The following is a 14,615-nucleotide window of genomic DNA, read 5'->3' as shown; positions in this document are numbered from 1 at the left end:
ACAGAACCCTGTGAGGTCCTGCAATATGAACGACATGAATAGCACCTTTAAATCAGTCCCGTGAGACTGGCAAGGTAACGTGAACGATACATCGTTTTTTTGCTGCGGCAAATGAAGCGATGCATCCCCGAGAGTAAACTTTCTTCAGAGCGGTCTGAAGTTCGGAGACTCCTTGCCAATAAACACGGCAAGGAGTCTTTTTTGTTCTCCTCGTCACGGGGCCATGATCTGAAGGGAAATCCTGAGGAGGCTGAACGCATGAGCACAGAGACACATGTCATTATGGATGAGACGGCGATCCGCCGCGCATTAACACGGATTGCCCATGAGATATTGGAGAAAAACAAAGGAATCGACGATTGTGTGCTGGTCGGTATTCGTACACGCGGGGTTTACCTCGCAGAACGGATTGCCGCGAAGATTGAAGAAATCGAAGGCGCTAAAGTCCCCTGGGGAGAACTGGATGTGACTCCTTACCGCGATGATCGCTTGGACGAAAACAAAGCGAATCGCAAGGAAATGTTGATTATGACACCTGAATCACTTTCGATCCATAACAAAAAAGTGATTTTGTTCGATGATGTGCTCTATACCGGACGGACGATTCGCGCAGCGATGGATGCCCTGATGGACTGTGGAAGACCACAGAACATTCAGCTGGCGGTGCTCGCAGACCGCGGACACCGGGAACTTCCGATTCGACCTGATTTTATCGGCAAGAATGTGCCGACTTCCAAATCAGAGGAGATCGAAGTTGCACTCATGGAAACGGACGGACAGGACGAAGTCAAAATCACTCAGAACCGGGGGGAGCAAGCATGATGATTACACAGACAGCATTGAGAGACCGGAGCTTGCTTGGACTGAAGGAACTTAGCCGAGGAGAGATCGAGTCCATTCTGAACAGGGCGGCTCACTGGGAAGCGCAGAAAGCGAAACTGGTTCCTGTACTTGAATCACGCTTCGTTGCAAACATGTTCTTCGAGAACAGCACACGTACCCGCTTCTCCTTCGAAATGGCAGAGAAACGCCTGGGCGCACAAGTTCTGAACTTTACGGCAGCCGCATCCAGTGTGGAAAAAGGAGAGTCCATCTACGATACGGTGCGAACACTTGAGTCGATGGGCATTGATGCAGGCGTGATCCGGTTGAAACCGGCAGGCGTTCTGCAACAGCTGGCTAAAAAAGTGAGTGTTCCGCTCGTGAACGCCGGAGACGGCAACAATGAGCATCCCACACAGGCGTTGCTGGACCTCTACACGATGCGGAAAGCATTTGGCGAACTGAAAGGCTTGCGTGTCTCCATCATAGGTGACATTCTGCATAGCCGCGTAGCGCGCTCCAACCTGTGGGCACTGCAAAAGTTTGGCGCAGATGTACGCTTCTGTGCACCGCAAACGATGCAGGCACCGGAACTCGCAGAGCATGCTCCTTATGTCGGTCTTGAAGAAGCGCTGGATGCAGATGTAGTCATGATGCTCCGTGTTCAACTGGAACGTCATCAACATGGCTTAATTACTTCAGCTGAGGATTATCGCGAACACTACGGATTGACGGAAGAACGGGCGTCTCGCCTAAAACCAAGCACGATTATCATGCACCCTGCTCCAGTGAATCGCAACGTCGAGGTAGATGACGCGGTTGTGGAGAGTGAAGCATCGCGGATCTTCCCGCAGATGGCAAACGGCGTTCCAATCCGCATGGCGGTTATGGAACGTGCGATGAAACTGTAACAGGGTCTGGCTGTGGGTCATAGGCTGACGAAGATGGCGGTTCTTATAGAGCAATAAGAGAGTAAACGATAAAAAAATCATCCGGCTTGCCTGGTAAGCCGGACAGAACCGAAGCGGAGGGCAATTATGCTACAGATTATAAAGAATGCGAACATCTTGAATCAACAAGGGGAACTCGAACGGAAAACCATCATTATAGATGAAGGTAAAATTAAAAAGATCGCTGGCCTGGAAGATCAAGCCGTATTGGATGCCGAAAAGTCAGCGCATCATGTGACAGACGCATCAGGCAAAATGGTCATTCCAGGATTGATCGATATGCACGTGCATCTGCGTGAACCTGGATTCGAACATAAAGAGACGATCGAGACAGGTGCCCGTTCAGCAGCACAAGGTGGTTTTACAACGATTGCCTGCATGCCAAACACAAGACCAGTAACTGACAGCCCGGAAGTTGTGAAGCTGGTACTGGATAAAGCCAAAGAAGCCGATCTGGTAAAAGTGTTGCCTTATGCAGCCATTACCAAAAACGAACTGGGTCGTGAACTTACCGATTTTGCCGCTTTGAAAGAAGCAGGGGCTATCGGATTCACGGATGACGGTGTCGGCGTACAAAACGCTCAAATGATGAAAGATGCCATGAGCCTCGCAGCAAGCATGGATATGCCAGTGATCGCTCACTGTGAAGATGACTCACTGGTTGTAGGTGGATATGTGACGGAAGGCGAGTTTTCCAAACGTCATGGTATCAAAGGCATTCCTAATGAATCCGAGGCTATCCATGTAGGCCGTGATATTCTGCTCGCAGAAGCAACGGGAGTTCATTACCACGTCTGCCACGTAAGCACAGAGCAATCGGTTCGCCTGATTCGTCTGGCGAAATCCATCGGCATTAAAGTAACTGCTGAGGTGTGTCCGCACCATCTGGTGTTGTCGGATGAAGATATCCCGGGCATGGACGCCAACTGGAAGATGAACCCTCCGCTACGCTCACCACGTGATGTGCAGGCGTGTATCGAAGGTTTGCTGGACGGCACGCTGGACATGATCGTAACTGATCACGCGCCACACAGTGAAGAAGAGAAAGCCAAAGGCATGGAGCTGGCACCATTCGGAATCGTTGGATTCGAAACAGCCTTCCCGTTGCTGTACACGAAGTTTGTGGAAACAGGACTTTGGAGCTTGGACTTCCTGGTGAAACGCATGACAGCTGATCCGGCACGTGTATTCCGACTGGATACTGGCAAACTGGAAGAAGGAGCACCAGCGGATATCACAATGATTGATCTGAACGAGGAAAAAGCGGTTGATCCTGCAACGTTTGCAACCAAAGGAAGAAACACACCGTTCACAGGCTGGAAGCTGAAAGGCTGGGCCGTACAAACATGGGTGGATGGCAAAAGCGTGTGGGATAACACGGTACAACAGTAAAACGGCAACTCATCAAATTAATAAAGTTTCTATCATTAACTCTTTATAACATCAGGTCTTTATAACTCTAAATTCTACAACTTTTATACCAGTAACATCTTAAAGTTAACTCGAGGCAATCTTGCCGAGAGTCCAATATACGAAACAAGCAAAGTTGAATGTCATGATTTTGAATTTGTGCGCCACATTAGCTTACGAAGTGGACAGAAAGGACCCTGAAAAGCGAAGCGTTCGCCTTTATCACCGGATTACACCATTTGAAAATGGATCAAAGTAATCCGGGGATAACAGCGATTGAAGGGTTTTCTGTCCACGGAGTGCCACGCTACTGTATGCTAACGTTCAACCCAAATGCATTCAACGTTGATAAACACAGAGGAGTGAAATGGGATGCAGGCACAGGCAAGATTATTGTTGGAAGACGGCACACTGTTCACCGGGAAAGCATTCGGTGCTGAAGGTGAAACGACAGGTGAGGTCGTTTTTAATACGGGAATTACAGGCTATCAAGAGGTGCTTTCGGATCCTTCCTATTGCGGTCAAATCGTAACCATGACGTATCCGCTGATCGGAAACTACGGCATTACGCGTGATGACTTTGAGTCGATTCGTCCATACGTGCACGGTTTCGTTGTACGTCGTCATGAGCCAACGCCAAGCAACTGGCGTGCGGAATATAGCGTAGACAATCTGCTTAAGGAATACGGTATCGTAGGAATCAGCGAAATTGATACACGCATGTTGACTCGCCGGATTCGTCACCACGGCACAATGAAGGGAATTCTCACAACAGGATCGAAGCCTGTGGAAGAACTGCTGGAGATGATGGGAGACACTACCATTGCCGAGCTGCGTAACCAAGTGCCAATGACTTCTACAGAGCATGTCTACAACAGCCCGGGAACGGCTGAGCGTATTGTGCTCGTGGATTACGGTGCTAAAACAGGAATCTTGCGCGAACTCAGCAAACGTAACTGTGACGTTGTTGTTGTTCCACACGATGTAACAGCAGACGAGATTCGTCGCCTGAACCCGGACGGCATTCAATTGTCCAACGGCCCTGGGGACCCGAAAGACGTACCTCACGCAGTTAACATGATCAGTGAATTGCTTGGCGAATACCCGATCTTCGGTATCTGTCTGGGTCACCAGTTGTTCGCACTTGCAGCAGGAGCAGACACCGAAAAACTCAAGTTTGGACATCGCGGAGGAAACCACCCGGTGAAAGAACTGGAGAGCGGACGTTGCTTCATCACATCCCAGAACCATGGATTTACCGTAAACGAGGAGTCTGTGAAGAGCACGGACCTGGAAGTTACACATATCAACAATAACGATAAGACCATTGAAGGTCTGAAACATAAATCCTTCCCGGCATTCTCGGTTCAATATCACCCAGAAGCAGCCCCGGGTCCGTACGACAACAGTTATCTGTTCGACCGCTTCATCGAGATGATTCGCGAGCACAAAATCACTAACCCGCAAAAGCCGCGTCAAGCCGTATTGGCAGCCGCAGTGAAAGGAGCACAATAACATGCCGATTAACAAAGATCTCAAAAAAATCCTGGTGATTGGTTCCGGTCCAATCGTCATCGGTCAAGCGGCCGAGTTCGACTATGCCGGTACACAAGCTTGCCAGGCTCTGAAAGAAGAAGGCGTGGAAGTTGTACTTATCAACAGCAACCCGGCGACCATTATGACGGATACCAACATGGCTGACAAAGTCTACATTGAGCCAATCACACTGGATTTTGTAACCCAAATCATTCGTCAGGAGCGTCCAGACGGCTTGTTGCCAACACTGGGTGGTCAGACAGGTCTGAACATGGCTGTGGAACTGGCACGTGCAGGCGTGTTGGAACGTGAAAATGTAAAATTGCTCGGAACGCAGCTGACATCCATCGAGAAAGCGGAAGATCGTGATCTGTTCCGTGACCTGATGCGTGAACTTGAACAGCCTGTACCTGAGAGTGTGATTGTAACGACACTTGAAGAATCACTTGAATTTGCAAATGAGATTGGTTATCCAATCATCGTGCGTCCAGCGTATACGCTGGGCGGAACAGGCGGCGGAATCTGTGCGAACGAAGAAGAGCTGCGCGAAACTGTGGCAGCGGGAATTCGTTACAGCCCAATTGGGCAATGTCTGGTCGAGAAGAGTATTGCAGGCATGAAAGAAGTCGAGTATGAGGTTATGCGGGACAAAAACGATAACTGTATCGTTGTCTGCAACATGGAAAACTTTGACCCGGTAGGTGTTCATACAGGCGACAGTATCGTCGTAGCACCAAGCCAAACCCTGTCGGACCGTGAATATCAAATGCTGCGCTCAGCTTCCCTGAAAATCATCCGTGCCCTCAACATCGAAGGTGGATGTAACGTACAGTTCGCACTGGATCCACACAGCTTCCAATACTATGTTATCGAAGTTAACCCACGGGTAAGCCGTTCATCGGCTCTGGCTTCCAAAGCAACGGGTTATCCGATTGCGAAAATGGCTGCAAAAATTGCCATGGGTTACACACTGGACGAAATCGTGAACCCGGTAACAGGCCAAACGTATGCTTGCTTCGAGCCTACACTGGATTATATTGTGAGCAAAATCCCACGCTGGCCGTTCGACAAGTTCATCTCGGCGAACCGTAAACTGGGAACTCAGATGAAAGCAACAGGCGAAGTGATGGCTATTGGCCGGACATTTGAAGAGTCGATTCACAAAGCAGTGCGTTCCCTGGAGATTGGCGTACACCGCCTCTACCTGAAGGATGCCGAAACGCTGGATGAAGCTACGCTGAACGAGCGTCTGATCAAAGCGGATGATGAGCGTATCTTCCTGATTGCCGAAGCATTCCGCAGAGGTTATACGTTGCAACAGCTACAGGATCTGACCAAGATCGACTGGTGGTTCCTGGACAAAATCGAAGGTCTGATCGCATTCGAAGATCGCATTCGCGAAGAATCCGAATTGTCTTCCGATATCCTGTATCAAGCGAAACGCCTTGGATTCACGGACCGCGCCATTGCCGAACTGCGTGCGCAAGGTCAACCTGGCGGCACATTAACAACTGAAGCGGAAGTTAGAACTCGTCGTGAAGAAGAGAATCTGCGCCCAGTCTACAAAATGGTAGATACGTGTGCAGCCGAGTTTGAAGCAACAACGCCATATTACTACTCAACATACGAGACAGAGAACGAAGTGATCCCTTCCGACAAGAAAAAAGTTGTGGTACTGGGTTCAGGACCAATCCGGATCGGTCAAGGTATCGAGTTTGACTACTCTACTGTACACGCAGTATGGGCTTTGCAAAAAGCAGGATATGAAGCAGTCATTATCAATAATAACCCGGAGACTGTGTCGACGGACTTTAATACATCAGATCGTCTGTACTTTGAACCGCTCTTCTTCGAAGATGTCATGAACGTGATTGAACAGGAGAAGCCAGTAGGGGTTATCGTGCAGTTCGGTGGTCAAACGGCCATCAACCTGGCAGCACCACTGCGTAATGCAGGTGTAACGATTCTCGGAACGGATCTGGAAAGCATCGATGAGGCGGAGGACCGCAAGAAGTTTGAGCGTCTGCTCTCCCGTCTGGAGATTGCACAGCCGAAAGGTAAAACGGTGATTTCCGTTGATGATGCTGTAGAAACAGCTCAAAGTCTGGGCTACCCGGTACTGGTTCGTCCTTCCTATGTACTCGGCGGTCGTGCGATGGAGATTGTATACTCCGATGCAGAATTGCTCACGTACATGGAGCAGGCGGTTAAAATCAATCCGGAGCATCCGGTACTGATCGACCGTTACATGATGGGTAAAGAAGTTGAGGTTGACGCCATCTGTGATGGTGAAACGGTATTGATTCCGGGCATCATGGAACATATCGAGCGTGCAGGGGTTCACTCTGGTGACTCCATCGCGGTATATCCTCCTCAACATCTGTCCCAGGACATGAAAGAGAAAATTGTAGAGATTACAATCAAAATTGCGAAAGAACTGAAAACGGTAGGTTTGGTCAACATCCAGTTTGTTATCCATGATGGCCAAGTATACATTATCGAGGTAAACCCGCGTTCATCCCGTACCGTACCATTCCTGAGCAAAGTGACCAACATTCCGATGGCGAACCTGGCAACACAAGCCATTCTGGGTGTAAAACTGAAAGATCTTGGTTATGTTGACGGGCTGTGGCCTGAGTCGGACCATGTATCTGTCAAAGTTCCGGTCTTCTCCTTCGCGAAGCTGCGTCGTGTTGAACCAACCCTCGGACCTGAGATGAAATCCACAGGTGAGGTTATGGGTCGTGACCCGAATTACGCTAAAGCGTTGTTCAAAGGTCTCATCGGGGCAGGAATGAAAATTCCAGCAACCGGAGCCATTGTTGTGACTGTAGCAGACAAAGACAAGGACGAAGCTGTACCATTGCTCGAAGGTTTCTACAGACTGGGGTACAAACTCATGGCAACCGGCGGAACTGCAGCTGCGCTTGAAGCAGCGAACATTCCGGTAACGACGGTGAACAAATTAAGCGAAGGTTCGCCGAACATTCTGGATATGATTCGCAGCGGCGAAGCAAACTTTGTCTTCAACACACTCACCAAAGGCAAAACACCACAGCGTGACGGATTCCGTATCCGTCGTGAAGCGGTAGAGAACGGCATTGTATGTATGACTTCACTGGATACGATTCGTGCGCTGCTGATCATGCTGCAAACGATCAACTTCTCTTCAGAAGCAATGCCTGCCTTTGTAAAATAAATATTCACTGATGAAGGACATCAGTCAGCCTGCGGGCTGGCGGGATGTCCTTTATATCGGGCAAAAACGGAAAAAATGAGCAAGTGGAGGGAGCGCTGGTGATGAATCACGCGAGTTTCAATGAAATGGCTGGCCGTCTGATGGTGGCACTTGATTATCCTGGAGCGGAAGAAGCGAAAGCATTGGTACAAGCTCTTGAAGGCATTCCCTGTTATCTCAAGGTAGGAATGCAGCTGTTCTACGCAGCAGGACCGGACTTCATTCGAGAGCTGAAATCCAAAGGTTATTCCGTTTTTCTGGATGTGAAAATGCATGACATTCCCAACACCGTTCGTGGCGGTGCTGAGAGTATCACGCGTCTTGGGGTAGACATGTTCAATGTGCATGCAGCGGGTGGAACGATCATGATGCGTGCTGCACGTGAAGGTGCTGAGGCAGCTATAGCCGCTGATCCTTCCTTACACAGACCCGAGATCATTGCGGTCACCCAACTGACCAGTACAAGTCTGGAAACGATGAACAACGAGATTGGCATCCCGGGCAGCGTGGAAGCTGCTGTGGTCCGTTATGCAGGACTGGCCCAAGAGGCCGGACTGGATGGGGTTGTTGCTTCTCCACTAGAAGTGCCCGCAATTCGGGCAGCGTGTGGCAGTGCGTTTCACACCGTTACACCAGGAATTCGTCCAGCGGGTAGTGGTCTGGGAGATCAGACACGTGTCTTGACGCCGGGTGAAGCCATCGCCAGAGGAAGCCATTACATTGTTGTAGGCCGACCGATTACAGGCGCTCCCAATCCGCGAGAAGCGGCAGAAACCATTTTGAAGGAGATGTTGAACGCATGATCGAACTAAATGAGATTCCGAACCATATTGCTTCCCAACTGTTGAAAATTAAAGCCGTGGCATTGCGTCCGCAGCAACCATTTACATGGACTTCCGGTATCAAATCACCAATATACTGCGATAACCGCTTAACGATGTCCTATCCCGAGATTCGCAACGATATTGCTGAAGCCTTCGCAACGATTATTCGTAATCAATACCCGGAAGCAGAAGTCATTGCAGGTACGGCAACCGCAGGTATCCCGCATGCTGCCTGGGTGGCTCAGAAGCTGAATCTGCCGATGGCCTACATTCGTGATAAAGCGAAAGGACATGGCAAAGAGAACTTGATTGAAGGTCTTATTGCTGAAGGACAGAAAGTAGTTGTCATTGAAGATCTGATCTCTACAGGTGGCAGTTCGATCAAAGCAGCAGAAGCTGTACGCGTAGCAGGTGCAACACCGCTCGCCGTGCTTGCCATCTTCAGCTACCAGCTTGATAAGGGTGTTAAAGCATTCGAAGATGCTGGAATTCCGCTTCAGACGCTGTCCAATTACACGGCGCTGATGGATGTGGCTTTGGCTCAGGGGACGATTCAGGAGAGTGACTTTGAGTTGCTGAAATCCTGGCGTGAAGATCCTTCTTCATTTGGTAAATAATATCATTGATAGCTCAAAAAAGTGTTCATGAATGAACGGTATCAAAATTGTAATGATTGCCGTCATAGCGGCAAAACCATCGAATATGCAATAGGCATCCCATACCTTGGGGTGCTTTTTTCGTTTGTTCATCAAAATATTAACTTTTTCCCTCTACCGTTGTAAAAAGCTTGTAACTTTTAGTTGTGATCGGTCGTTTATAATTCAGTGTAGGTTGGAACAGATTTCTAATTTTAGGTTTTTTGAAGAAGTGAACGGGATATCAAGAAAGGATGAGCGTGATTGCTGGCATGAAGAATTTATTTCTCAGAAAAAGACCTGCCAAGAGCCAGTCAGGCGATGAAAATCAACAGGGGGAAGCGCAGCTGGAGGCATCGACGGTTTCGGGAGAAAATACATACAACAATGAACACGATCACCCGACGAGTGGATCTCCAGTACTTGAAACTGAAATCGCTTCAGATGAAGTGGCTGCAGTTGCTGTCACTACCGTTGATAAACCCCCGAAGAAGATCAAACCGAAGAAGGATATATTGCCTCCATATGATGGACCTGTACTGGAGGTGCGTAACGTGCATCGCAGTTTCCAGACAGGCAGTCGTATCATCCATGTGCTCAAAGGCATTGATATGGAAGTGAATCCGCAACAATTGGTCATGCTGAAGGGGCGATCGGGCTCAGGCAAAACAACACTACTGAATATGCTCGGTGGATTGGATCAGCCTTCAAGTGGAGACATTCTGTTCTCCGGCCAGCCTCTTCAGGATTGGGGAGACCAGCGGCGGACCGCTTTGCGGCGCAAAGAGATCGGTTTTATTTTTCAGGCATATGCACTCATGCCCTTATTGTCTGCTTGGGAAAATGTAGAACTGTCGCTGCGAATGGCGGATGTTCCGCGAGCGGAGTGGAAGGACAGGGTTGGGCACTGTCTGGACCTGGTTGGACTATCCAAACGGGTGAAGCACCGACCTTTCGAGATGTCCGGGGGAGAGCAACAGCGGGTAGCTATAGCCAAGGCTATTGCCCACAGACCCAGATTGTTGCTTGCGGATGAGCCTACAGCCGAACTGGATTCCAAAATGGGCGCTCAGGTCATGGCCGTATTCCGCAATATTATTGAAGTAGAACAAGTAACGATATGTATGACTACACACGATCCTACAATTTTGGAGGTTGCGGACCATGTTTATGAAATGGCGGACGGCAGATTTATCAAGTAAAGAGGCCGCTCCGAAGAGGGGGAAACGCGCAGCACTTATTGTACTTGGTGCGATAATGGTTGCAACGATGTCTGGCTGCTCATTGCTGCCGTCAGAAACAGAGGAAGAAGTGCTTCCGCCAATTACACCACCAACCATCTCCAAGAAACCGGAATATGAAGTCCGGACAGAAACGCTGGAGAAAAGAGTAAGTGGCAGCGGCAAGATGATGAGTCAGCGGGAAGAGAAGGTGTATTTTACGCTCGATGGCATGCATGTCAAAGAGTTAAATGTTAAACCAGGGGATAAAGTGAAAAAGGGTCAACTTCTGGCCGTGCTCGATGTGGAAAGTGTGGAGAAGGAGATCCGTGGCAAGAAACTGGCTATTCGCAAATCCGAAGTTCAAATGAAGGAAACACTCCGCAAAAAAGATGAGATGGACCCGGTAGAGTTCGAAGAGGCAACAATTGCGTTTGAAGAACTGCGTCAGGAGCTTGCTGATCTGGAGGAACAACTGGGAAAAGCCACGTTGACTGCTCCGTTTGGAGGCACTGTAATTGCTGTGCAGGTAGAGAAGGGCGCAGCTGTGAAAGCGTATGATCCGATTGCTACGATTGCGGATACATCGAATCTGGTTGTGGCAGCTACCTTTGCCAAGGAAGATCTGGAGAAGTTCTCAGCCGGTATGAAGGCAGAAGTGGATATTAATGGAGCCGGTAAAGTCGCTGGCAAAATTAAAGTCATGCCTCTGGCTGAAGCATCGGGAAGCGGCAGTGGCGAAGGAACGGGGGAAGGCGGGACGCCTCCAACCAAGGAAACGCTGGATAAGTATGTTATCGTTACACTTGCAAAAATGCCAAAAGGCGTGGAACGTGGCACACCACTATCGGTCTCGATTGTAACGCAGCGTACCGAGAACGCGATTGTGATTCCAGTATCTGCTTTACGCTCCATCGGTTCAAGAACGTACGTGCAAGTCGTGGAGAGTGATGGCAGCAAGCGTGAAGTGGACGTTGAAGTTGGCCAGCAGACGTCGACAGATGTCGAGATTCTGAAAGGTCTGACCGTAGGCGAGAAAGTAGTGGGACGCTAATGGGGCTGCCATTGCTTCGGCTGCTGTTCCGCAAAATGTGGAACACGCGCTGGATGACCTTCAGCACATTAATCGGATTAATTGTGGCGGTTGCGTTCACCGTCAGTATTCCAATGTATGCCGATGGTGCACTGAAACGGGTCGTCGCGCAGACGTTACAGGATAACAGTGAAGGATTGCCAGCGGGTTCGTTGCTAATGAGTTATCAGGCACCTGGTGGTGTGAAGACAGACACAAGGGGTCTGGACGAAGTAGATCGTTATATTCGTGAGGATGTCCCTCGCGAAATCGGTTTTCCATTCCATACGTATGTGAATTCCAGATCCATTCGCAGCACAGAGGTGAGCCCTGAAGATCCAACCAAAGTGGACGCCAGCCGGGTGCGCAGTATGAGTATGGGCACGATGAGTGGACTGGATGCACAGGTGAATTACTCTGCCGGAGTGAAACCTGGCAACCAGGTCAAGGACGATATTATTGAGGCAGTCATGTTGGAAGAAGGCATGTACCGTAACGATCTGCATATCGGCGATATTCTGGAATATCCGGTGTATAGCGGTCTTGATATCACGTTGCGTGTGAAGATTACAGGGTCCTTCAAGGCAGATGATCCAAACAGTCCGTACTGGGTACAAGGATTTGACGGCATGATGAATGGACTTTATGTGGATGAATCGGTTTTTAATGATGTTTTACTGAAAGAAAAAGGGATTCCGCTTCAAAATTCACGTTGGTATTATGCCTTTGATCTGAAGGAAATTCAAACCAGCCAGTTATCAGGTCTGACCTCCATGCTGGAAAGGCTGGATATCGATCTGTACCAGCGGCTGAAAGATACAAAAGTGGACATTACCTTCGGTGATCTGCTCAAGCAGTTCCGCAGTCAGAGTCTGCAATTGCAGACGATGTTGTTTACCTTGGCAGCACCGATGATTGCGATGGTCTTTTATTTTATTGCAATGAACGCCAGACAGTCATTACAGAAGCAAGAGAGTGATATTGCGGTATTGCGCAGCCGTGGAGCTTCAGCTCGGCAGATCTTCTCTCTCTACCTGCTTGAAGGTATATTTTTGGGCGCTATTGCGCTAATTATCGGGCCGTTGCTCGGTTACTTTATGGCCAAGAGTATTGGTTCAGCGAGTGGATTCCTATCCTTTGTTGATCGGAAGTCGATTCCGATTGGCGTATCCAAAGAAGCCATTCTTTTAGGCGTAGCAGCGGTCCTTGTTGCGATCATCGCATCACTTATCCCTGCGATAACCTATGCACGGGCAACCATTGTCTCTGCCAAACGGCGGCAAGCACGTACAGACCGTGCTCCAGTATGGCAACGCTGGTTCCTGGATGTTGTGTTACTGGGTCTGGCTGGATATGGATACTACCTGTTCTATGAACGTCAGATGTTGACCTTCCAGACGGGAATGACAACCGATCAGTTGCAGGTACAGCCGTTTCTGTTCTTTGTACCCGCACTTGCGATCTTTGCGCTCGGACTATTCTTCCTGCGCTTGTTCCCGTGGATATTGAAGCTTATTCAGTTGATCGGTCGCAAGTTGCTCCCGGTCCCGTTGTATCTGACATTAACACAGTTATCGCGTTCATCTTCTTCCTATTATCCGCTGATGATCCTCCTTGTACTGACACTGGGACTTGGGGTGTACAACTCGGCTGCGGCTCGGACAATTGATCTGAATTCCACTGAGCGCACCTTGTACCGTTATGGTTCTGATGTGATTATGCAGACGGTGTGGGAAGGAACACCTGAGGTTAAACCCGGTGGTTCCGGACAGAATGGCGGTACGGGTGGAGGTCAACAAGGTGGTGGCAATGCAGGAGGAGGTTCTGCCGGGGGTGGTGCTTCTGGCGGAGGTAATGGCGGTGGAGGTGCTCCAGGTGGTGGCGGTGGTTCCTCGCAGCCATCCAAAGTCATCTACTCCGAACCTCCATTCGAAGTGTTCCGCAGATTAGATGGTGTCGAACATGCAGCAAGAGTACTGCAGACCAAAGGCAATATTATCGTCTCAGGTAAATCGGGCGGACAGGGGATGCTGGTTGGAATTGATAATGTAGACTTCGCTCAGGTGGCTTGGTTCCGCAACGATCTATTCCCTGCACATCCCTATAAGTACCTGGACTTGCTTGGTAAATATGAAGGGGCTGTACTGATCTCTTCCAAATTTGCTGACAAGTTCAAACTCAAAACGGGAGATCTCGTCTCGATGGGTGTACAGGGACAGGCGATTGAATTCGTAGTCTTCGGAATCATTCCTTATTGGCCATCCCAGTATCCGGATCAGATGCCATTCTTCGTGGCCAATCTGGATTATATCTACGATCAGGTGCCTCTAATTCCTTATGAGGTATGGCTGAAAATGGAACCGGATGCCAAAGTGGCTCCATTAATGGAGAAACTTGCAGCAGAAGGTATTGAGTTATCTTCTGTGCGTGACGTACGCACCGAATTGGTATCACAGGGTAAACACCCGTCACGAGGTGGCGTCTTCGGAATTCTGAGCCTTGGTTTCCTGGTATCGGTGATTATCTCGTTGATCGGATACGTGCTGTACTGGTTCTTCAACCTTTCGGGACGTGTTGTGCAGTTCGGTGTATTACGTGCCATGGGATTATCTCGGGCGCAACTGAGCGGCATGCTGCTGCTGGAGCAGGTATTCACAGCGGGGCTATCGATCCTATTAGGTATTGGTATTGGTCAGGTATCCAGTCGTTTGTTCCTGCCATTCCTGCAAACGACGGATAATGTATCTGCTCAGGTACCTCCGTTCCGGATTGTCTTTGAGCAGCAGGATATGTTGCAACTGTATGGGGTTACTGTGGTGATGCTGGTCATTGGTGCAACGATGTTGCTCTGGCAGATTCGCAGACTGCGTGTTCACCAGGCGGTCAAAATGGGAGAGGAGAGGTAAAC

General features: G+C 49.4%; 10 protein-coding genes. All 10 read left to right on the top strand.

Features of this window, described 5'->3' with window-relative positions; translation table 11 throughout:
• The first annotated feature begins 258 nt into the window (after positions 1-258).
• The 10 genes from pyrR to AB4111_RS15995 all read left to right on the top strand — a co-directional run bounded on the left by pyrR (position 259) and on the right by AB4111_RS15995 (position 14,613).
• Positions 259-822: a bifunctional pyr operon transcriptional regulator/uracil phosphoribosyltransferase PyrR gene (gene pyrR, locus AB4111_RS16040; RefSeq protein ID WP_017687330.1), complete on the top strand. Its 564-nt coding sequence runs from the start codon at positions 259-261 to the stop codon at positions 820-822.
• Positions 822-1,733, top strand: a complete 912-nt coding sequence (locus tag AB4111_RS16035) for an aspartate carbamoyltransferase catalytic subunit (RefSeq protein ID WP_442032778.1) — start codon at positions 822-824, stop codon at positions 1,731-1,733. Before pyrR ends, AB4111_RS16035 begins: the two co-directional genes overlap by 1 nt.
• A gap of 126 nt (positions 1,734-1,859) precedes the next feature.
• The gene (locus AB4111_RS16030) at positions 1,860-3,164 is read left to right on the top strand and encodes a dihydroorotase (protein ID WP_442032329.1); all 1,305 of its coding nucleotides are present in this window, start codon (positions 1,860-1,862) and stop codon (positions 3,162-3,164) included.
• A 390-nt stretch (positions 3,165-3,554) separates the two neighbouring features.
• Positions 3,555-4,697, top strand: a complete 1,143-nt coding sequence (gene carA, locus AB4111_RS16025; protein WP_047843735.1) for a glutamine-hydrolyzing carbamoyl-phosphate synthase small subunit — start codon at positions 3,555-3,557, stop codon at positions 4,695-4,697.
• 1 nt (position 4,698) lies between these two features.
• Entirely contained in the window at positions 4,699-7,917 is a 3,219-nt protein-coding gene (gene carB / locus AB4111_RS16020) for a carbamoyl-phosphate synthase large subunit (protein WP_442032328.1), read from the top strand.
• Between the two features lie 101 nt (positions 7,918-8,018).
• A complete protein-coding gene (pyrF, locus tag AB4111_RS16015; protein WP_442032327.1) occupies positions 8,019-8,759 on the top strand; it encodes an orotidine-5'-phosphate decarboxylase in 741 nt (246 codons plus the stop codon).
• Entirely contained in the window at positions 8,756-9,397 is a 642-nt protein-coding gene (gene pyrE, locus AB4111_RS16010) for an orotate phosphoribosyltransferase (protein ID WP_442032326.1), read from the top strand. Before pyrF ends, pyrE begins: the two co-directional genes overlap by 4 nt.
• Before the next feature lie 272 nt (positions 9,398-9,669).
• The gene (locus tag AB4111_RS16005) at positions 9,670-10,617 is read left to right on the top strand and encodes an ABC transporter ATP-binding protein (protein ID WP_442032325.1); all 948 of its coding nucleotides are present in this window, start codon (positions 9,670-9,672) and stop codon (positions 10,615-10,617) included.
• Complete coding sequence (locus AB4111_RS16000) at positions 10,580-11,689, top strand: efflux RND transporter periplasmic adaptor subunit (protein WP_253439273.1); 1,110 nt, start codon at positions 10,580-10,582, stop codon at positions 11,687-11,689. The genes AB4111_RS16005 and AB4111_RS16000 overlap by 38 nt, the downstream gene beginning before the upstream one ends.
• Complete coding sequence (locus AB4111_RS15995; RefSeq protein WP_442032324.1) at positions 11,689-14,613, top strand: ABC transporter permease; 2,925 nt, start codon at positions 11,689-11,691, stop codon at positions 14,611-14,613. The genes AB4111_RS16000 and AB4111_RS15995 overlap by 1 nt, the downstream gene beginning before the upstream one ends.
• Positions 14,614-14,615 lie beyond the last annotated feature (2 nt).

The sequence above is a fragment of the Paenibacillus sp. 2KB_22 genome (genome assembly GCF_052115745.1).
Taxonomy (GTDB): domain Bacteria; phylum Bacillota; class Bacilli; order Paenibacillales; family Paenibacillaceae; genus Paenibacillus.
The sequence above is the reverse complement of the archived record's forward strand: the minus strand, read 5'-3'. Positions and strand labels throughout refer to the sequence as shown.